Genomic DNA, 20,520 nt, shown 5'->3' with positions numbered 1-20,520 from the left:
GATTCGGGTTGCTCCCCATAGATTCAGACACTTCCAGGCTTGAAAAGCGAAAATCACCCCACTTCATCGGACCAACTATAGAGCGTTGAACAGCCTTGGGCTTGGCCTGCTCCCGCGCCTCGCGCGCCTCTTTGAGGCCGACCGTCGGGTAGACGCCGATCGCCAGCGTCTTCTGTTTCGCAGAGACCAACATAAATACCAACCTTTGCGACGGATACCAACGCGCGCCGTTAGACCTCCTCGGACGCTATTTTGCCGATACTTGCTTGTTTTTCAGGGATTTTCGGACATTCTCGGACAATCTGAGATGGAGAGGTGGTGCCGGTTGCAGGATTCGAACCCGCGACCTACTGATTACAAATCAGTTGCTCTACCAGCTGAGCTAAACCGGCGCGCTGACACGATCACTTGGCGTTTCGACGTCCGGCCTTTCTATACGCTGCTGCGCTCCTCGGGAAAAGAGCAAGGACACCGGCGTCCCTCGGACCGGACAATCGATCCGCGAGAGAAGCCTTCGCCGCCGATCCGAAACGCGCCATCAGGCGCATCATCCGGTCGAGAATTGAATTGCGCTCGCGAAGCTGGCCTTCGAGACGAGAGCGTCGGCGTTGCGCCACGGGGGGCGGAATGCTATCTGGAATTGCAGTGTCGTGACGAATCGCAATTCGACAAACGCTGTTCTTCGGGACGATCCAGGGCGCTCACATGGAAAGCCGCAGGATTCTGGTCACGGGTGGCGCGGGTTTTCTCGGTTCGCATTTGTGCGAGCGGTTGATCGCGGCGGGGCACGAGGTCCTCTGCGTCGATAATTTCTTCACCGGCCAGCGCAAGAACATCCACCATCTGCTCGACCACAAGAGTTTCGAGCTGCTGCGCCACGACATCACATTTCCGCTGTTCGTCGAGGTCGACGAAATCTACAATCTCGCCTGCCCCGCCTCGCCGATCCATTATCAATTCGATCCGGTGCAGACGACGAAGACCAGCGTCATCGGCGCGATCAACATGCTCGGCCTCGCCAAGCGGCTGAAGGTCAAAGTGTTCCAGGCGTCGACCTCCGAGGTCTACGGCGATCCCGCCGTGCATCCGCAGCCGGAATCCTATTGGGGCAACGTCAATCCGCTCGGGCCGCGCGCCTGCTATGACGAAGGAAAACGCTGCGCCGAGACCTTGTTCTTCGACTATCATCGCCAGCATCGGCTGAAGATCAAAGTCGTGCGCATTTTCAATACTTATGGGCCGCGCATGCATGCGCGCGACGGGCGCGTCGTCTCGAATTTCATCGTGCAGGCGCTCAAGGGCGAGCCGATCAGCATTTATGGCGAAGGCCAGCAGACTCGCTCCTTCTGCTATGTCGACGATCTCATCGGCGGCTTCACCGCGCTCATGGATTCGCCCGACGACGTCGTCGGCCCCATCAATATCGGCAATCCGCAGGAATTCACCATCAGACAGCTCGCCGAGCAGGTGATCGACCTCACCGGCTCGCGGTCGAAGCTCGTCTTCGAGCCGCTGCCGGCGGACGATCCCAAGCAGCGCCGACCGGATATTTCCGCCGCAGAGCGCCTGCTCGGCTGGCAGCCGACAATTCCCTTGCGCGACGGGCTCCTTCGCACCATCGCTTATTTCGACGAGCTGCTCGGTCGCGCCCGCGAGGATTAGAGCGTTTCCAGCCGAAGTGGACGCCGGTTCGGCGTCGGAAACGCGTCGAAACAAAAGACTCCTGGCGCGACGCCGCGCTCCAGTCGAGGCGCCGGAAATCACGTTTCCGTCGCACTCGGCGCCCGAGGACGTCGTCCATGTCGAAATTCGATAGCTTGGCCGACCGCATCTATGAGGCCGCCGTCGTCCCGGAGCTCTGGCCCGACGTTCTTGACGCGATCTCCGCGCTCAGCGGCTCCTTCGGCGGCGTATTATTCGCGAGCAACCCGCAATTTTCGGGATGGACGGCGTCGCCGCGCATCGCCCCCATGTTCGCGGAATTCATCGAGAAAGGATGGGCGGCGCGCAATCCGCGTCCGGCGCGCAGCCTCGCTGTCGGCGCCGCGGGATTCATCTGCGACCACGAGATGTTCTCGCCCGAGGAGATGGACGTCGATCCGACCTACGCCTATCTGCGCAGCCTGGGCCTCGGCTGGTGCGCCGGCCGGATCGCTGCGCCGCCGACCGGCGACACGCTCATCTTCAGCTGGGAGAAGCGTTTCGCCGATGGTCCCTTCGATCGCGCAATGCTCGATTCGCTGGATGCGATCGGCGGCCATCTCGCCCGCGCGGCGCTCGTCGCCGCGCGACTCGGGCTCGAGCGGGCGCGCGCCGCAGCCGAGACGATGCGCGCCCTCGGCCTCCCCGCGGCCGTGCTGTCGCGCTCGCATCGGCTGCTGCTCGCCAATGATCTGTTCGCGCGCTTCGTCCCATCGCTCGTGCAGGACCGGCGCGAGCGCGCCGTCATCTCCGATCCGCGCGCCGATGCGCTGTTCGAGCGGGCGCTCGCCCGCTTGCGCATCGCCGGCGCGCCCACGGGCGTGCAATCTCTGTCTATCGCCGCGCGCATGGGCCGACCGCCGCTCGTGCTGCATCTCGCGCCGATCCGCCGCGCGGCGCAGGATGTGTTCGCGGCCGGCGACGTGCTGCTGGTCGCCACAGAATTGACGGCCGGCGCGGCTCCAGAGGCGACGCTGCTGCAGGGCCTGTTCGATCTGACCCCGGCCGAAGCGCGGGTCGCGCGCGCGATCGTCGCGGGTCGGACGACGCTCGAAATCGCCACTGATCACGGCGTCTCGCCGGAAACCGTCCGAACGCAGATCAGAGCCGTCTACGCCAAGACCGGAGCGTCGCGCCAAGTCGAGCTCGTGCGGCTCCTGTCGCGAACGACGCTTCCCTGAAGGCTCGCCTTTCCCCCTCCGTCTACTCCATTTGGGGGATACGTACGGCTCCCGACCCATATAGTCAGGGCGACGCGGCATTCACGGCGAGTCGAGTCAGTCTCGACTGATCGCTCGAGGATCGGTGTGATCGACGGTCGGCTGGATGAGGACGAATGGGCGTTCTGCGCGCCATTCGTCATAGAGACGGGCGCAAGGCGCGGACGCCCGCCGCGCGACCATCGCCGCGTCATCGACGGCGTGCTGTGGATCGCGCTGACCAGCGCCGCATGGCGCGATTTGCCGGAGGAGTTCGGCAATTGGAGCTCGGTCTATCGGCAGTTTTTGAGATGGTCGCGGGATGGCCGCTGGCGCCTCCTGCGCCAGGAGGCGAAAGAGGCGGGGCTCACACAACTGCGCGACGCGCTCCTTTCCGTCTGCGCCCTCTCCGAGCGCCGCGCGTCGCGCTGAGCGGCGTGGATCAGAAGCTCGGCTCTATGCCCCCCGTCGCCAGAAAATGCTCGAGCCAATGGATGTCATAGACGCCGTTCTGGACGTCGGCGTTGCGCACCAGCGTGCGGAACAGCGGCAAAGTCGTGTCGACGCCGTCGATGATGAACTCGTCCAGCGACCGGCGCAGCCGCATCAACGCCTCGGTGCGATTGCGGCCATGGACGATGAGCTTGCCGATGAGCGAGTCGTAATTCGGCGGAATTGTGTAGCCTTGATAGGCGGACGAATCGACGCGCACGCCGACGCCGCCCGGCGGATGATAATAGGCGATGCGCCCGGGCGAGGGCCGAAAGCTCGACGGATGCTCGGCGTTCACGCGGCATTCGATCGCATGGCCCCAGAACCAGATGTCCTCCTGGCGCAGCGACAGAGGCGAGCCGGCGGCGACCCTGATCTGCTCGCTGACGAGATCGATTCCGGTCACCGCCTCCGTCACCGGATGCTCGACCTGGATGCGCGTGTTCATCTCGATGAAATAGAAGGCGCCGTTCTCGTAGAGGAACTCGACCGTGCCCGCGCCGGCGTATTTCAATTCGCGCATCGCCTTGGCGCAGATCTCGCCGATCGCGGCGCGCTGCTCGTCGTTGAGCGCGGGCGACGGACTCTCTTCCCAGACCTTCTGGTGGCGGCGCTGCAGCGAGCAGTCGCGCTCGCCGAGATGAATCGCCTGTCCCTTGCCGTCGCCGAACACCTGAATCTCGATGTGGCGCGGCTTGTCGAGATATTTCTCGAGATAGACAGTGTCGTCGCCGAAGGCGGCCTTCGCCTCGGCGCGCGCCGTGGCGATGGCGGAATGGAGCTCGGCTTCGCTGCGGGCGACCTTCATGCCGCGGCCGCCGCCGCCCGAGGCCGCCTTCACCAGCACGGGATAGCCGATCTCGGCGGCGACCTTCGCGCCCTCCTTCTCGTCGGCGATGGGGCCGTCCGAGCCGGGCACGCAGGGAATGCCGAGACGCCTGGCGGTGGCCTTGGCCTCGATCTTGTCGCCCATCAGACGGATGTGCTCGGCCTTCGGCCCGATGAAGGTGAGGCCGTGCTCGGAGACGATCTCGGCGAAGCGGGCGTTCTCCGAGAGAAAGCCATAGCCCGGATGCACGGCGTCGGCGCCGGTGATCTCGCAGGCCGAGAGCAGGGCCGGAATGTTGAGATAGGATTCGCGCGCCGCCGGCGGACCGATGCACACCGATTCGTCGGCGAGCTTCACATGCATGGCGTCGGCGTCGGCGGTCGAATGCACGGCCACGGTCGCTATGCCGAGCTCCTTGGCGGCGCGCTGGATGCGAAGCGCGATTTCGCCGCGATTGGCGATGAGGATCTTGTCGAACATGGGCGCCCTACTCGATCACGAGGAGCGGTTCGCCATATTCGACCGGCTGTCCGTCTTCGACCAATATGGCCGTCACCACGCCGCCCTTGGGCGCGACGATGTCGTTGAAAGTCTTCATCGCCTCGATGAGCAGCAGCTTGTCGCCGGCGGTGACGCGCGAGCCCACTTCGACGAAGGGCTTGGCGTCCGGCGCCGGCCGCAGATAGGCGGTGCCGACCATGGGCGATTTCAGCGCGTCGGCGTGCTCGGCGGGAGCCGCGGAGGCGGCGGGCCGGGTGGCGGGCGCCTGGGGCGGGGCGGCGACGGGCGCCGGCGCATAGGCCGGCAGCGCGATCGTCGCCGTGGCGGGCGCCGCGGCCGGCGTGCGCGCGGCGCGGATGCGCAGATCGCCCTTCTCCACCTCGATCTCGGTCAGGTCGCTCTCGCCGAGCAGGCGCGCAATCTCGCGCAGCAGCTCCGTATCGACGCCGGCTCCGGCGGCGGCGGTCTTCGGTTTGGCGGCGGGGGTGGAGGGGCGACGAGTTTGAACTTTGCGCGCCATGATTGCTCAGGTCTTTCTTTCTTCTCGATCGAATAATGCGGCCAGCGCCAGTTCATAGGAAGCGGCTCCGAAACCGGCGATGACGCCGCGAGCCACGGGCGCGATGAAGGAGTGACGCCGAAAACTCTCCCGCGCATGCACATTGGAGAGATGAACTTCGACGACCGTCGCTCCAGAGCCCTTTATGGCGTCGTGGAGCGCGATCGACGTATGGGTGAAGGCCCCGGCGTTGAGTATCACGGGCGCGCCCGCCTTGCCCGCCTCCTGAATCCAGTCCACGAGGTCGCCCTCATGGTTGGACTGCCGGAACACGAGCTCGATCCCGCGGGCGGCGCAGAGCTCTGCCAGGCGCGCCCTTATGTCGTCGAGAGTCGCGCGGCCATAGACGTCCGGCTCGCGCGTCCCGAGCAGATTGAGATTGGGACCGTTGATCACATGGACGGCGGGCATGAGGGTCCTGGACGAAGGGCGCGCGCCGCGCCGGCGGGCACCCTTCTAGCCTCATTGCCGCCGCGAAGGAAGCCCCGCCCCGCGCGTCAGCACACCGTCTTTCCGCATTTGCGCGTATTGTCGATCTTGGCTTTGAGCTGCTGATAGCCGACCGCGCCGACGATCACCTCCTTGCCCAGCACCCAGGAGGGCGTGCCGCTCAGATTGAGGCCGTCGGCGAGCTCCGCGACCTCCCTGATCGCGGCCTTGACCTCGGGGCTCTTGGCGTCCTTCTCCAGCCTGGCCGTGTCGGCGCCGAGCTCCTTGGCGACGGCGAGCGCCTGCGCCTTGCCGACCGAGCCGCGCAGCCCGAGCAGCTTGCGGTGGAACTCGTAGAATTTGTCCGGCTTCAACTGCAGGCGCAGCGCGGCGGCGATCTCCGCCGCCTCCACCGAGCCCGGGCCCAGCACGGGAAAATCCTTCAGCACGATCCGCAGCTTCGGATCGCCGTCGACGAGCTTGGCGACATCGTCGAGCGCGCGTTTGCAATAGCCGCAATTATAGTCGAAGAACTCGACCAGCGTGACGTCGCCCGCCGGATTGCCGACCACCGCCTGATTGATGGAATTGAACAATTTGTCGGCGCTCTGGCTGACGACCTTCTGACGAGAGTCCGCCTCGGCGACCTTCTGGCGGCGATCGAGCTCGTCGATCGCGTCGCGAATCACCTCCGGATTGGCGATCAGATAATCGTGGACGATCTTCTCGATCTCGGCCTTCTGCATCGTCTGGGCCTCGGCGCGCAGCGGCGCGGCGACGGCGACGAGGCCGAAGACCGCCGCGGCCGCGGCGCGCGCGAATGCGCGTTTCTCGAAAACAGGGGCGAGCCGCATGGGGAATCTCCTCGGGGGGTTCGGAACGCCCTCTCTAGGCGTTCGCTCGTCAGGGCTGGGTGCGCACGCCGTCGTTGAGCAGGAGCGAGCCGAGCCCATAGTTGAATTTGGCGTCGCCCAGCGTGCGCAATTGCAGCGACACCATGATCGTCTGGTTCCGCGAGAGCCCGGTCGCGGTGTTCCCTTGGAAGACCGACGAGTAATTGATCGAGAGAGTGGTGCACTCGTCCTTGTAGCCGCCCCCCAGGCCCAGCGCGGCGACCGAGAACAACGGAGCCATTCCCGTGATGGTGCTGCCCGTCAGCGTGATATTCATGGCCGGCGAGGTGGTCAAGGAATTGTAGAGATAGCGGCTCATGTCGAATGTGGCCGAGCCGGTGAGGAAATAATTCTTGGTGATGTCGTAGCGGCCGTTCACCGACATGCCTTGCCGGCGCTGGTCGAAGCCGATGACCTGCTGCGAGGCGTAATTGGCGTATTGCAGATTGACCGTGAGCGGATCGAGCTTGAGCGACGCGATGACGTCGATGCGGCGTCCGCGCAAGCCGTCCGGATCGAAACGGCCCTTGGCGACGACGCTGAAGATGGAGGAAGGCGCGACGGCGAGACGGCCCACCCAGTCCGAGGTGCGCGTGTCGAGGCCCGAGGACAGGCCGACATTGGCGGCGTCGGCCGTCGAATAGCCGTTCTTGCCGGCGACCTGCCGCGACTGGCCGACGAGCGCATTGACGAAGCCGCCATTGGCGAAGGCGAGCGTCGCCTGGCCGCCGTAATTGACGCGCGTGCCGGTCTCGAAACGATCGTAGCCCGAATATTTGCTCCATTCGAACAGGTTCGAATCGTCGAAGACGAGGCTCTGCGCGTCCATATTGACGAGCGAGGGTATGGACGACTGGTTCGGCCGGGCCACGACCTGGGCGATCGGCTCGAAGACGAGGTCGCCGAGATTGCTGCGGGCGAGAATCGGGTAGCGCCATTCGACGCCGCCGCCCGGCGTCGCCTGCCCGCGGAAGACATTGTCCGCCCCGTTGACGAACAGCGACTGCGCGGCGTTGGGGATCGGCTGCCAGAAGCTGTTGTAGGCCGCATAGGAATTGGTGGTGTCGTAGCTGAGATAAGAGCCAGAGACGCGCGTGAAGGCGAAGGGCGTCCAGGAGCCGCCGAGCGGATCGATGATCCGGCGCTGCCACGAGGCCATCGCCGTCGCATGCTCGTAATTGCCGCCGACGCCGCGCAACAGACAGCGGCTCTTATAGGGATCGACGGACGGCGAGTAGACCTGGCACACATTGTAGAGGCCATAGAGCGAGTCGAGCGTGCGCGGCTGGATCGACTCGTAATTGGCGATGCTCGCCGAAGTGCTGGTGAAATTGCCGTCGAGCGTGATCTGGCCGCCGATGCCGAAGGTCTTGGCGGGGTCGATGTCGAAAGCGCGATTATAGTCGAGCAGCGGATGCACGACCGGCTGCTGCGCCTGCACGTCAGTCGCCGAAAGACCCTGGAAGTAGTAGCCGCGCAGATTGAAATAGCTGCGCGGCCCCTGTCCCGTCAGATAGACGGTCGAAGACGCTTCGCGGAAGAAGTAGTTCTGCAGGAAGCTGTTGTACTGCTTGTAGTCCTGCAGGAAATAGCGGTCGCTGAGCGCGGTCACGTCCCAGCCGAAGCGCCAATAGTCGTTGAGCGCGAATTCGCCGTTGCTGTAGACCGAGCCGCGCCAGCGCTCGTTGCGCGCGCCATAAGGCGCGATGGTGAAGGCGCTGGGGTCGCCGACATGAGCGCCCTCGGCGCGAATCACGTAAGAGCCGTTCTCTAGCCGATGACGGAACTCGGCGGCGAGGAAGGGTCCCTGCCGCGTGAAGCCCGTCGGCGTGATGGTGAGGTCGTAATCGGGCGCGAGCGCCCAATAATAGGGCACGCCAATGCCGAAGCCGAGTTGCTGGCGGTAGGTCAGCTGCGGGTTGAGGAAGCCCGACTTGCGCTTCACCGACGGATCGGCCGACCAGAAATAGGGAACATAGGCGATCGGCGTCCCGAACAATTCGAGCGAGGCGTCCTCGTAATAGATCACCTTCTCGTCATTGTCGTGGACGATGCGCTTGGCGTGGACCGTCCACAGACGCGGCTTGGTCGGATCGTCCTGGCAGGCGTCGCAGGCCGTATAGGCGCCCTGCTCGAAGGTCGTGACCTCGCCCGCGCGCTCGGCGCGGGGCGAGCTGAAATGGGTGCTCTCGGCGCTCTCGACCTGGAGACTTTCGATGAAGCCGTTCTTGAAATCGTCGGTGAAGTCGAAGCGATCGGCGTAGGCGACCGTTCCATTCGTCTCGGTCAGCTTGGCGTGACCCTCGGCGAAGACGCGCTGCGTATTGCGGTCATAGACGACGCGGTCCGCCTCCAGCATTCGGCCCTTGTAATAGATCTGCACGGAGCCGAGCGCGGTGACGACATTGCGGCGCTCGTCATAGGCGAGCTCCTTGGCCTCCACCACCATGCGCTGCGCGCTCCCGGGCGGCGCCGCGGGCGTCTGGGCGCGCGCGGCGACCGGCGCGGCGGCGAGCAGCGCGGCGAGAAACGAGAAGAGATGCGAAACGACGCGCGGCCGTGCGAGCGCACCGCCGACGAACGCCGGGTGCGGCTTGACTTCGCGAGAGCGGCGACGACGGCGGGGGCCCATCAGCCGTCCTCCGAATGCAATAATGCGAGCGCACCCAACATGCTTCCGACGAGAGCAGGCGACCAAGCAGCGACCAGCGGGCTGATGACGCCTGCGCCACCCAGATCGGAAAAGATTTTCGATCCGATATAAAGCACGAAGCCCGACGCGACGCCACCCGAAATGGTGCGCGCGATTCCGCCAAATCGAAAGAATCTTAACGAAAAGGAAGCGGCGACGAGAACCATGGCGACGAGCAGCAAAGGCCGCGCCAGAAGCGTCTGAAATTGCAGAGCGTAGCCGGTCGGGTCGAGCCCGGCGTCGCGGCTGCTCTCGCCGAGCCTCGGCAGATCCCAGAAGGGCGCCCCCTGCGGCGGAGTGGCGGCGGAGGCGAGTTGCTCGGGCGTCAGATCGGTCGCCAGCAGATAGGAGCCGACGGCGCGCGATTCCTCGCCCGGCGCGTTGACGCGGGCGTCCTCGAGAACGAACACGCCGGCGAGCAGCCGCGCGCGCGCCGCCTCGACCCGCTCGAGGAAAACGCCGTCCTTCTGATAGACATTGACGCTGACGCCATCGAGCTCGAGGCCGCCCGCCCGCACATTGACCGCATGCATGATCGCTTGGCCGTCGACGCCGTTGAGGCGGAACCATTTGCCATGGTCGATGCGCACGCTGCCTTCGACTCCGAAGAGCTCGAGCTCCATCTGGTCCGAGCGCATCTTCATCGTCGCGGAGAGCGGATTATAGAGAGTGACCGAGACGACGCCGATCGCCGCCGCGACCAGAGCCGGCGGCAGCAGGAACTGCCAGACCGACATGCCCGAGGCGCGCGCCACGACGAGCTCGAGCTTGCGCGTCAAATCCACGAAAGTCGCCATGGAGCCGAACAGAACCGCGAAGGGAAGAATCATCTCCGCCGTCGCCGGCACGCGCAGGATCGTCATCAACGCCACCGTCCCCGCGCCCGCCTGCGGAATGTCGCCGGCGCGCCGCAGCAGCTCCACGAAATAGACGACGAACATGAGACAGAACATGGTGACGAAGATCGTCATGATCGTCTTGGTGAAGCGCGCGGCGAGATAGCGGGTGATCGTGACGCCGATCATGCGGACCTCGCGCTCTGACGCGAAAGCGGTCTCTGTCGCGCAGAATCGATCGCCATCGCCTGTCGTCGCCCCTCCCCCATGCGGCCGCGGCGTCCCGCGCCGGCGCGCCCGTCGCTTCGCTAGACGCTCGGACGGCTCGGCGCAAGCCGGCGGCCGTCCTCCCTCGTCTCGCGAGGGTCCGCCATCCGCCCGATCATTCGGGGCGCCGAGCCGGCCGGCTCTCGCCCCGCCCACGAGAATCGACCCCGCTCGAGGCTTTTCCTGGGCGGACGAAGACGCGCGCGACGGCGACGCGAATGGCGGAAGATTCCCGCCGGTTGCGATGTCGCCGGCCATACCGCCAGAGCGAAGCCGGTTCCCTGAACGCAGGTCGAGCGACGAACGTTGACCCCCGGCGGCGTCGGGAGGATAGTCGTGCCAACGACTCCCCGCTGCTGCGGCAAGCGACTGTTTTCCCTACGAGAGGTTCAAAAATGTCCGCCTATGTGAAAATCGAAGCAGTGTCTTTCGGCGAGGCGGAGCGGCGCCTCGCGGCGGCTCCGGAGGACGGCGGCAGACCTCTCGTCCTCGTCGCCTTCGCCGGCGCCAAGCTGCGCCTCGGCGCCGAGACCGAGACGTTTTTGAAAGAGACGCTGCCCCAGCTGACGCGCGCCGCCGCCGCGGCGAAATTCACCGGCAAACGTGGGACGTCGCTCGACCTCTACGCGCCCCAGGGGCTCGCGTCGGTCGGCCGGCTGCTCGTCATCGGCGTCGGCGCCGCCGCGGAGGGCGAAGCCGCCGATAAGAGCGAGCCGTTCGACGATATCCTCGGCCTCGGCGGCCAGGTCTCCGCCAGGCTCGGCCAGGGCCAGAACGCGCTCGTCCTCTTCGATGCGCCGGAGGCTCCGGCCGACCCCGCCGCCGCGGCCGGACAATTCGCGCTGGGCGCCGAATTGCGCGCCTATAAATTCGATCGCTACCGCACCAAGAAGAAAAAGGACGAGGCCGAGCGCGAAGGCGCGAGCGACGTCGCCGTCGCCGTCGCCGATCCCGAAGCCGCGCGTGACGCCATCGCGCGGTCGCTGGGCCTCGCCGAGGGCGTCGTCCTCGCCCGCGATCTCGTCAACGAGCCCGCCAATATATTGTATCCGGAGGAGTTCGCCCGCCGCGCCAGCCAGCTCGCCGATCTCGGCGTGGAGGTCGAGATTCTCGACGCGGCGGCGCTGCAGACGCTCGGCTTCCGCGCGCTGCTGGGCGTCGGCCAGGGCTCGGCCCATCCGAGCCGCGTCGTCATTCTGCGCTGGAACGGCGGCGCGCCCGGCGCGCAGCCCATCGCCTTCGTCGGCAAGGGCGTTTGCTTCGACACGGGCGGCATTTCCATCAAGCCGGCCGCCAGCATGGAGGATATGAAGGGCGATATGGCCGGCGCCGCGGCCGTGACCGGCCTCCTCCACGCGCTCGCCGCGCGCAAGGCCAAGGCCAATGTGATCGGCGTGCTCGGCCTCGTCGAGAACATGCCTTCCGGAGAGGCGCAACGGCCGGGCGACATCGTCACCTCGCTCTCCGGCCAGACGATCGAGATCATCAACACGGATGCAGAAGGGCGTCTCGTGCTCGCCGACGCCCTCTGGCATGTGAAGGACAAATACAAGCCCGCCTTCATCATCGATCTGGCGACGCTGACCGGCGCTATTCTCGTGGCGCTCGGACAGGAACATGCGGGCCTCTTCTCCAATAATGACGAATTGGCGGGCCGCATCCTCGAAGCCGGCAAGGCGACCGGCGAGAAGCTCTGGCGCCTGCCGATGGGGCCGGCCTATGACAAGCTCATCGAATCGAAATTCGCCGATATGAAGAACACGGGCGGCCGCCACGCCGGCTCGATCACCGCGGCGCAATTTCTGGAGCGATTCGTCGATAAGACGCCCTGGGCGCATCTCGACATCGCAGGGACCGGCATGGGCTCGCCCGCCTCGGACATCAGCCAGAGCTGGGCGTCCGGCTGGGGCGTGCGGCTGCTCGACCGCTTGGTGAAGGACTATTACGAAGGCTGAATGACACGTTTCGCCCCGCCCGCCGCGGGCGGGGCGGCAAAGGCGGGAGGCCGATCGGATAACCTCTTGCTCGGCCGACCAGAGCAGTCTATAGACGCGCTCGTCCGCTCCCTTCGTCTAGTGGCCCAGGACGTCGCCCTCTCACGGCGAAAACAGGGGTTCGAGTCCCCTAGGGAGCGCCAATAAAAACAAAGAGTTAGATGGCGCAAGCCACGGCGATGCGGGCTAGTGCCCAACTTCTGCCCAATAAGCGTCGGCGAACGCGAGCGGTCAGGTGCGGACAAAAAAGGGCGTCCGGCCTCGATTCGTTGGTCTTGCCACTCTGCACGCGCTCTCTCCTTGCTCGCGCCGTCGTCAGGGGAATCGCTTGAAACTCAGCGCCAGGGCCGAGTTATTGCTCGGAAGAGGTAGTGGTCGTTCCAGGCGGCTGTTTTCTTTTTGATTTTGAGGCTGGCCTTATCGGGTATGTCCTTGATGAGGTTGAGAGCCGCGTGTTTGATCGTCGCCATGTTGGCGGGTCCGTTCTCGGTGCGAAGACGCATCTGGTCGTCGTGGAAGACGACGTCCAGAACCCAGTGGAGACCATTCTCCACGCCCCTGTGGGCGCGGGCTGCGTGGGCGAACTGCTTGGCGGACAATAGCGCCGAGGAGAGATAGTAACGGCGCGCCACGCTCGTCTTTCCATCCCGCTCCACCGTCGCCTCGATCATGCCGATCATGGCGAGCGCGGAAAGCGCGGCTCGCCGGGAAAACGGCGGTCGGTGGAGAGCCAGTCGACCGTGTGATATCACTCGTCGTCGGCCGGCTCCTCGGGCCGGGAGTCGGCGAGCGGCAGGGTGAAGCTCAGCCTTGCGCCGCCGCCGGCGTTCTGCTCCGCCCAGAGCTTCCCATAGTGAGCCTCCACGATCGCGCGGGAGACCGGCAGGCCGACGCCCAGCCCATGCGCCTTCGTCGTGATGAAGGGCTCGAACAGCACATTCACCACATCTTCTGAAAGCCCCGCGCCGGTGTCGGCGATGTCGGTGCGGATCATGCCGCCTTCGACGAGGCGGGTGGAGATGATCAGCTCGCGCCTCTCGGCGCTCTGCATCGCCTCTATGGCGTTGCGCTTCAGATTGAGCAGCACCTGACGAATCTGAATGCGATCGACGATGACGGTGTCGTCTGCCGCCGCGAGATCGAGCGTGGTGGTCACTTTGACATTGCTGCGGGCCATGTCCGTGAAGGCGCAGGCGTCGCGGATGATGTCGTGCAGGCGCTGGAGCGTCTTGTCGGGCTCGGAGCGCGTGACGAAGCCGCGCAAATGGCTGATGATCTGCGCCGCGCGCGTCACCTGCGCGACGGCGCTGTCGAGGATCGGCTCGACATCGGTCGCGGCCGGCGTTCGGCGCCGCAGCACGCGCCGCGCGGCGCTGAGATAGGTGGCGATGGCCGAGAGCGGCTGATTGATCTCATGCGCGACATTCGCCGCCATTTGCGCCATCAGATCGAGACGATCGGCGCGCAGCTCGCGCATCTGCGCCTCCGTGCGGCGCTGGTCGGTGAGGTCGCGCAGGAACAGCACGAACAGCCGACCGCCGTCCTGCGCGGCGTCGCTGATGGAGAGCTCCAGAGGAAAGAGCGCGCCGTCCTTGCGGCGGCCGACGCGCTCATGGCCGGATTGTCCGGAGCGCCTTTCGGCGCGGAGCAGCTCCAGGCGAGCGTCGCGGAGCGGCTCGGGGAACAGTATGTCGACCGGCCGGCCGACCACTTCCGCCGCCTCATGGCCGAAGAGCCGCGTCGCCGCGGCGTTCAACGAATGAATGACGCCGGCTTCGTCGAAGATGACGAGCGCGTTCACTGCGCCTTCGACGATCGCGCGAAGGCGCGTCTCTTCCGCGCGGCGCTCGGCGCGCGATTTCTCGCTCAGATCGCTGATCATGACGGCATAGCCGTAGACGTCGTCGGCCTCGTCGCGCAGCGCCGCGATCGACTCCTCGGCGGGGAAGATCGAGCCATCCCGGCGGCGGCGCATGACGTGGCGCTTGACGATCCCGCGCTCCGGAACCGCGTTCGGCGGCGCCTCGTCCTGCGCCTCGGCGGGATGGAGGATCGACAGCCGGCGGCCGAGAATTTCGTCACGGCTCCAGCCGGCGACGCGCTCCGCCGCCTCGCTCCAGGCGACGATGCGCCCCTGCGAGTCCAGCGTGAAAATCGCCGAGGCCGGCGCGCTTTCGGCGAGCAGACGGAAATGCTCCTCGCTCTGCCGCAACGCTTTGCGCGCGCGTTCATGGTCGAGGCTCTTGATCGTCTGCCAGCGGCCGCCCCGGCGGATCAGCGCGAATTCATGGCGGGCGATCACCTCGACGATCTCGGCGGCGCCGATCGATTGCAGGCAATAGGAGCAGAGCGTCAACATGCGCAAGGAGCCGTGCACGGCTCCCAGGTCCTTCTCATAGGCCATGAAGAGCGGCCAGACCGCCTTGTCGAGCGCATAGGCGTTGCCGCAGGCTCTCAACCCCTCGAAACCGTCGCGCAGAGCCGCGTCATGGGCCGCCCGCCAATCGTGCAGCAGCCGATCGATGTCCATTTTAGCGCCGCGAAAATACCATTCATCGCCGGAGACGATGTCGATGCGGCCCAGCGCGAGATCCGTCTCGAGATCGGCGACCAGCATCGTCAGACGGGCTTTGGCCGCCGCCACCGTCAGCGGCGGCGAAGCGACCCACAGGCAGCGCTCATTGGCGGCGAGACCCGCCGCGAAATAGGGAGCGACAATGTCGAGGAGCTCGTCGATATCGGCGTACAAGTGGCAAAAACGCGCGCCCCACGGCAAGTCTCCCACGCCCTCTATGCCGGACGGACGCGATAGCCGCTCGCTCCGCGACCGGTGAGTCACGAATCCCGTAGCGGTCTCAGGTTGCATTTATTCATTTCCAGTATGGACCGCCGCCTCTGGTTTGTCGGGCCGGGACCGCTCGCCTTCGTGCCGCCAATCGGATCGAGACCAAATGGGAGCATTGCCAAAATGGGACAATGTTTCGTCGCCATCTGTGTCGATCAAGAACCGCGCCAGAAGCGACTCGTCCCGAAAATCGGCTGGCGCCGTCCCCTTCTCAGTGGGCGGCGGCTCGCGTGGCGACGACCTCATGCGCGTGCCGGCCGACCATCTCGGTCAGATGATCGAAGGACGCCTCGAAAAATCCGGCTCCCGAAGTGGCCGAGCGCAGCTCGACGATGAGATCGCCGATCTCCGCCTCCGGAATGAGCGCGTCGAGCTCGTCCCAGCCGTCCCATTCCGGGCGTGGTCCGAAGCCCAAAATCTGCCCGCGCCGCGCCGAGACGATGCTGGTGGCGCGGGAGATCGCCTCGCTCGGCGCGAAGATCGACACCGAGAGCATGGGCTCGAGCAGCACGGGCTCCGCTTTGCCCATCGCCTCGGCCATGCCGATGCGCGCCGCCGTGCGGAAGGCCATGTCGGAGGAATCGACCGTGTGATAGGAGCCGTCGACGAGCACTGCCTCCACATCGACGACGGGGAAGCCGAGGGGCCCGCGCGCGAGCGCGTCCCGGCAGCCGGCCTCGACCGAGGAGAAGTATTGTTTTGGCACAGCGCCGCCATGGACGCGCTCGGCGAAAGCGAAGCCTTCGCCGCGCGCGCGCGGCGCCACTTCCAGCACCACATCGCCGAACTGGCCATGGCCGCCGGACTGCTTCTTGTGGCGTCCGCGCACCGTCACCGCATGGCGGATCGTCTCCTTATAGCCGATGGCCGGCGCATGGGTGGCGACCGTAACGCCATAGCGCGTCGCGAGGCGCTCCAGAGCGACGCGAATATGCATCTCCCCCTGGCCGAGCAGCTTCATTTCGCCCATCGCCTGATCGTGGACGAAGACGAGGGAAGGGTCTTCGTCGATGAGCTTGGCGAGCGCGGCGGCGAGGCGCATCTCGTCCTTGCGGTCGCCGACAGAGAGCGCGAGCGCATAGACCGGATGCGGCGCCGCGATCGCCGCCGGCGCTTCGGGCGCCCCGCCGCGCGCGTCCTGCAGCGCCTCGCCGGCCGCAATGCCGTCGAGCCTTCCGAAAGCGACGGTTTCGCCCACTTCCGCTTTCGCTTGCCGCGTCGTCGCGGCGCCGAGCAGCGACGACACGCCGCTGATCTTCTCCTCCGCGCCACGGGAGCCGACGACGGCCTGTCCATCCGAGAAAGAGCCGCGCAGCACGCGCGCGAGCGACAGTTTTCCGCCGTGCGGCGTGTGCGCGGAGCGAAACACATGCGCGAGCGCCGGGCCCGTATCGGCGACGCCGAGCCGCGCCCGCGTCGCGGCGACGCCCGGAGCCTCGTGGCGTAAGGCTTTGAGCAGGCGCGTCACGCCGGCGCCGCGCTCCGCCGAGCCGATGAAGACGGGCGCGACATGGCCGAAGCGCAACTCCTTGGCGAGATCGTCGAAAATCTGATCGCGCGGCGGCTCTATGTCGCCGAGCAGCTCCTCCATCAGCGCGTCGTCGTAATCGGCGAGCCGCTCCAGCATGGAATAGCGCGCCTCTTTCTCGGGCCCGGCTTCGCCCGCGGGAATGTCGACGATTTCGGAGGACGCGTGCTCGCGATAGACATAGGCGCGCTCCAGCGCGAGATCGATGAAGCCGACCGCGATGCCGTTGTTCCAAATCGGGATTTGCCGCAACAGCAATGGCGTGCGCGAGACGGTTTGCAGCAGGGCGAGGGAATCGCGCAGATTTCCCGCGGCGGCGTCGATCTTGTTCAGAAACAGGAAGTGGGGAACGCGCGCCTCTTCCACCGCGCGCAGGACGAGTTGCAGCGCCGGCAGCTTGCGCGGATCGGCCTCGGCGACGACGACGGCGGCGTCGGCGACGGCGAGGACACGGCGCTGCTCATGCGCGAATTCGACGGAGCCGGGACAATCGACGAATGTGTAGCGGTCGCCGAGATAATCGGCGCGCCCGATGTTGCATTCGACGCTCATCGCATGGGCGCGCGCTTCCGGCGAGGCGTCGCCGACGGTGGCGCCGTCACGCACCAAGCCTTGCCGCTGCACCGCGCCGCAACGCGCGAGCAGACATTCGAACAGGCTGGTCTTGCCGCTCTGAAAGGGGCCGACAAGCGCGATCAGTCGCGCGCCTTCGGCTCGCGCCGCGCCGGACGTTGTCGTTTCACTCATGTCCCGCTCCCGTTGCCCGGCGCCGGCGAGTGGAAACCTTGTCGGCTCCGTCGGGACGATGCTCCCACCACATGGGCTCGCGCGCAAGCCGCGAAACGCGCTGCGGCGCCGCAGGCTCGCGCGCGACGGAAGCTGGAGCGCCCCGCGCCGGGGCCGTGCGGCGGCGGCGCGACGACATGCAGGGCAGGGGAGCGAGGGGCCTCCTTCTCCCGCCGTCGGGGGAAGGCCGGGCGGCCCGGCTTCCACTCACCGCCGAACCGCGTTACTAAGGCCAATTCTCGAATAAGGAGCCTTCATGCGGCCGAGCAAACGCGCGCCAGACGAAATGCGTCCCGTCAGCTTCGAACGGGGCGTCGCCCGCTACGCCGAGGGCTCCTGCCTCGTCAAATTCGGCAATACGCACGTGCTGTGCGCCGCCACGCTCGAGGACAAGCCGCCGCCGTGGCTGCGCGGGCAGGGGCGCGGCTGGGTGACGGCGGAATACGCCATGCTGCCGCGCGCCACGCACACGCGCACGCGCCGCGAATCCGCCTCCGGCAAGCCGTCCGGCCGCACGCAGGAGATTCAGCGCCTGATCGGCCGCTCGCTGCGCGCGGTCACCAATCTGCCGGCGATGGGCGAGCGTCAGATCGTCATCGATTGCGACGTGCTGCAGGCCGACGGCGGCACGCGCACGGCCTCGATCACCGGCGCCTGGCTGGCGCTGCATGATTGCTTCCAATGGATGCGGTCGCGCTCCATCATCAAGGACAATCCGCTGCGCGACCATGTCGCCGCCGTCTCCTGCGGCGTGTGCGGCGGCGACGCGGTCATCGATCTCGACTACGCCGAGGATTCGACCGCCGAGACCGACGCCAATTTCGTCATGACCGGCGGGGGCGGGCTCGTCGAGGTGCAGGCGACGGCGGAAGTCGCGGTGTTCTCCGAGGACAATCTCGGCGCCATGCTGGCGCTCGCGCGTTCGGGCGTCGAGAAGCTCGTGCAATTGCAGAAGGCGGCGCTCGCGTGAGGCGCAGAATCGAAGGGCGCCTCGTCATCGCGACGCATAATCCCGGCAAGCTGTGGGAGCTGCGCCAGCTCTTGGAGCCGCATGGCGTCGACGCCGTTTCCGCCGGGGAGCTCGGCGTCGTCGAGCCCGAGGAGACCGAGACGACATTCGCCGGCAATGCGTTGTTGAAAGCGCGCGCCTCGATGCAGGCGACGGGCTTGCCGGCCTTCGCCGACGACTCGGGGCTCTGCGTCGATGCTCTCAGCGGCGCGCCGGGGGTCTATTCGGCGCGCTGGGGCGGCGAGAACAGAGATTTCGCCGCGGCGATCCGCCGCGTCGAGCGCGAGCTGGGAGAGCGCGGCGCGACGCCGCCTTTTACAGCGCATTTCATCTGCGCTCTGGCGATCGTCTGGCCGGACGGCCATGTCGAGGAATTCGAGGGCCGCGTCGACGGCGTGCTGGTGTTTCCCCCGCGCGGCGAGAAGGGCTTCGGCTATGATCCGATCTTCCTCCCCGACGGGCTGGAGCGCACCTTCGGCGAGATGATGTCGGCGGAAAAGCACGCGCTGCCTGGCGACGGCTCGCGCGCGCTGTCGCACAGGGCGCGGGCCTTTCAGGCGCTGGCGCGGGCGTGCCTTTCGTAAAGCGCGTCCAACTTCACCGCACCAAAATCTCCACCCGCCGGTTCTCCGCCCGGCTCGCGGGATCGTCGCCGGCGACGAGCGGCGCGCCGTCGCCGATCCCGGCGCTGGTCAGCCTTTCGCGCGAAACGCCGATGCGGCGCAGATAATCGAAGACCGCGCGGGCGCGGCGTTGCGACAGTTCGCGCTTGTCCTCGGCCGAGCCGACCGAATCCGCATGGCCGCGAATCTCGAGCCCGGCGTCGGGGCATCGCTTCAGCGATCCGGCGAGACGGGCGAGAAATTTCTCTGTCCCGGAGCCGAGCGCGACGCTCTTGGCCGAAAAGCGGATTTTCTCGGAGGCGGCGAGAGCGGCGAGCGCCGCGCGGCAGGGCGAAGCCTCGGCCTCGGCCGCGGGGCCGAGGGGAGGCGGCGCGCTCGGCCCTTCCGGAGGTGGCAGGGTCGGGTCCCGCGGCGTGTTCCAGACGAGCGCGGCGGGGAGCGGCGGTTCCTCGGGGGCGGGCGCCGAGGGCTCGGCCGAGCGGCCTTCCGCTATCTTTTCCTTGCGGCTCCTCCTCGTCGGGGGCGGCGCCTCGGCGACGCTCGGCCGCGCGGCGAGGGCCGCCGGGGCGCGCTCCTGCTCGCGCCTGGTCCAGGCGGCCTCGGCGGCGCGATGGGCGGCCTCTTCGGCGAAGGCGGCGGCCAGCGCCTCCTCGCGCCGCCGGGCGGCGGGCGGCGACAGCGCGTCCACGCGCCAGACCGTGCGCACGCCCGCGGCGCGCGCGAGCCGTTCCGCCAGCCCCCTGTGGCCGGGCGCGTCGGCCGGCAAATAGACGTCGCGGCCGCTCACTTCGAAATTCAACGGATCGCCGCCGTCGCGCAGCACGAGCGAGCCGAGGCGATGCCCGAGCGCCGCCTCGAGGCTCCGGGCCGCCTCGCTATTGGCGACGACGGCGAGGAGCGCGATCGCGACCACGCCGATCCGCCAGCCGACGCGCTCGCGCGAGAGCGGCCCCGACCACAGCGCGACCGCGCCGACGCCGGCCAGAAAGGCCGCATAGAGCGCGAAGGCGCCTTCGAAGTAGAGAGCCAGACGGCCGAGCGCCGCCTTGGCGAATATCACGGCGAGGCAGAGCGCCATGCCGAGGAGGAAATCGCCTTCGCGCAGCAGGGCCGGGTCGTCGCCCTCCCGGCGCAGGCTGCCGAGGCCCGCAAGGGCGCCGACGAGAAAGGCGATGGCGAGCCAGACGCCGTAGAAGCCGAGGAAATAGGTCATGTCCTGCGGATGATCTCGGGCGGGACACGACCCCGCGAAGCGGCAATTAACGCTATTCGGGCGCCTTTCAATGCGCCGATGCGCGGCCGCCGCCGCGGCGCGGCGCGCGACGGCTTCGCCACAG

15 protein-coding genes, 2 tRNA genes and 2 pseudogenes are annotated in these 20,520 nt (G+C 66.9%); 7 read left to right on the top strand and 12 right to left on the bottom strand.

Features of this window, described 5'->3' with window-relative positions:
* Both Mspo_RS19935 and Mspo_RS13795 read right to left on the bottom strand, forming a co-directional pair.
* Window positions 1-193 (bottom strand): Arm DNA-binding domain-containing protein (locus tag Mspo_RS19935; RefSeq protein ID WP_244613443.1); only part of this gene is annotated, 193 nt, incomplete at its 3' end.
* A gap of 123 nt (window positions 194-316) precedes the next feature.
* A tRNA-Thr gene (locus Mspo_RS13795) sits at window positions 317-392 on the bottom strand.
* 313 nt (window positions 393-705) lie between these two features.
* On the opposite strand from Mspo_RS13795, the gene Mspo_RS13790 reads away from it, so the two are divergent.
* The 3 genes and pseudogenes from Mspo_RS13790 to Mspo_RS20095 form a co-directional block, all read left to right on the top strand.
* A complete protein-coding gene (locus Mspo_RS13790) occupies window positions 706-1,662 on the top strand; it encodes a UDP-glucuronic acid decarboxylase family protein (RefSeq protein WP_159730667.1) in 957 nt (318 codons plus the stop codon).
* Between the two features lie 137 nt (window positions 1,663-1,799).
* Window positions 1,800-2,882 (top strand): helix-turn-helix transcriptional regulator, encoded by a 1,083-nt coding sequence (locus Mspo_RS13785; protein WP_159730665.1) that lies wholly within the window; start codon window positions 1,800-1,802, stop codon window positions 2,880-2,882.
* Between the two features lie 141 nt (window positions 2,883-3,023).
* Window positions 3,024-3,242, top strand: a pseudogene (locus Mspo_RS20095) (transposase); the annotation flags it as partial.
* A 100-nt stretch (window positions 3,243-3,342) separates the two neighbouring features.
* On the opposite strand, the gene accC reads toward Mspo_RS20095, so the two are convergent.
* The 6 genes from accC to lptG all read right to left on the bottom strand — a co-directional run bounded on the left by accC (window position 3,343) and on the right by lptG (window position 10,320).
* Complete coding sequence (accC, locus tag Mspo_RS13775; RefSeq protein ID WP_159730663.1) at window positions 3,343-4,701, bottom strand: acetyl-CoA carboxylase biotin carboxylase subunit; 1,359 nt, start codon at window positions 4,699-4,701, stop codon at window positions 3,343-3,345.
* Between the two features lie 7 nt (window positions 4,702-4,708).
* Complete coding sequence (gene accB / locus Mspo_RS13770; protein ID WP_201281703.1) at window positions 4,709-5,242, bottom strand: acetyl-CoA carboxylase biotin carboxyl carrier protein; 534 nt, start codon at window positions 5,240-5,242, stop codon at window positions 4,709-4,711.
* Window positions 5,243-5,248: 6 nt separating this feature from the next.
* Window positions 5,249-5,692 (bottom strand): type II 3-dehydroquinate dehydratase, encoded by a 444-nt coding sequence (gene aroQ, locus Mspo_RS13765; protein WP_159730661.1) that lies wholly within the window; start codon window positions 5,690-5,692, stop codon window positions 5,249-5,251.
* 86 nt (window positions 5,693-5,778) lie between these two features.
* A complete protein-coding gene (locus Mspo_RS13760; RefSeq protein ID WP_159730659.1) occupies window positions 5,779-6,564 on the bottom strand; it encodes a DsbA family protein in 786 nt (261 codons plus the stop codon).
* A 49-nt stretch (window positions 6,565-6,613) separates the two neighbouring features.
* Window positions 6,614-9,235 (bottom strand): LPS-assembly protein LptD, encoded by a 2,622-nt coding sequence (locus tag Mspo_RS13755; protein WP_159730657.1) that lies wholly within the window; start codon window positions 9,233-9,235, stop codon window positions 6,614-6,616.
* Window positions 9,235-10,320 carry an LPS export ABC transporter permease LptG gene (gene lptG, locus Mspo_RS13750; protein ID WP_159730655.1) on the bottom strand — a complete coding sequence of 362 codons (1,086 nt, stop codon included), beginning with the start codon at window positions 10,318-10,320 and terminating at the stop codon, window positions 9,235-9,237. Before lptG ends, Mspo_RS13755 begins: the two co-directional genes overlap by 1 nt.
* A gap of 473 nt (window positions 10,321-10,793) precedes the next feature.
* Between lptG and Mspo_RS13745 the strand changes: the two genes are divergently transcribed.
* Complete coding sequence (locus tag Mspo_RS13745) at window positions 10,794-12,353, top strand: leucyl aminopeptidase (RefSeq protein ID WP_159730653.1); 1,560 nt, start codon at window positions 10,794-10,796, stop codon at window positions 12,351-12,353.
* Window positions 12,354-12,459: 106 nt separating this feature from the next.
* Window positions 12,460-12,535, top strand: a tRNA-Glu gene (locus Mspo_RS13740).
* A 192-nt stretch (window positions 12,536-12,727) separates the two neighbouring features.
* On the opposite strand, the pseudogene Mspo_RS13735 reads toward Mspo_RS13740, so the two are convergent.
* The 3 genes and pseudogenes from Mspo_RS13735 to Mspo_RS13725 form a co-directional block, all read right to left on the bottom strand.
* Window positions 12,728-13,243, bottom strand: a pseudogene (locus Mspo_RS13735) (ISAs1 family transposase); the annotation flags it as partial.
* Window positions 13,141-15,177 carry a PAS domain S-box protein gene (locus Mspo_RS13730; protein ID WP_244613441.1) on the bottom strand — a complete coding sequence of 679 codons (2,037 nt, stop codon included), beginning with the start codon at window positions 15,175-15,177 and terminating at the stop codon, window positions 13,141-13,143. The gene Mspo_RS13730 and the pseudogene Mspo_RS13735, both read right to left, overlap by 103 nt.
* A 271-nt stretch (window positions 15,178-15,448) precedes the next feature.
* Entirely contained in the window at window positions 15,449-17,512 is a 2,064-nt protein-coding gene (locus Mspo_RS13725; protein ID WP_159730651.1) for an elongation factor G, read from the bottom strand.
* A 295-nt stretch (window positions 17,513-17,807) separates the two neighbouring features.
* Between Mspo_RS13725 and rph the strand changes: the two genes are divergently transcribed.
* Together rph and rdgB are read left to right on the top strand one after the other, a co-directional pair.
* Window positions 17,808-18,521: a ribonuclease PH gene (rph, locus tag Mspo_RS13720; protein WP_159730649.1), complete on the top strand. Its 714-nt coding sequence runs from the start codon at window positions 17,808-17,810 to the stop codon at window positions 18,519-18,521.
* Window positions 18,518-19,144, top strand: a complete 627-nt coding sequence (gene rdgB / locus Mspo_RS13715) for an RdgB/HAM1 family non-canonical purine NTP pyrophosphatase (RefSeq protein ID WP_159730647.1) — start codon at window positions 18,518-18,520, stop codon at window positions 19,142-19,144. Before rph ends, rdgB begins: the two co-directional genes overlap by 4 nt.
* Window positions 19,145-19,157: 13 nt before the next feature.
* On the opposite strand, the gene Mspo_RS13710 is transcribed toward rdgB, so the two are convergent.
* Window positions 19,158-20,396, bottom strand: coding sequence for an OmpA family protein (locus tag Mspo_RS13710; RefSeq protein ID WP_159730645.1), 1,239 nt, complete (start codon window positions 20,394-20,396; stop codon window positions 19,158-19,160).
* Window positions 20,397-20,520 lie beyond the last annotated feature (124 nt).

The organism is Methylosinus sp. Ce-a6, from assembly GCF_009811655.1.
Classification (GTDB): domain Bacteria; phylum Pseudomonadota; class Alphaproteobacteria; order Rhizobiales; family Beijerinckiaceae; genus Methylosinus.
This window is presented reverse-complemented; position numbering and strand designations above follow the sequence as displayed.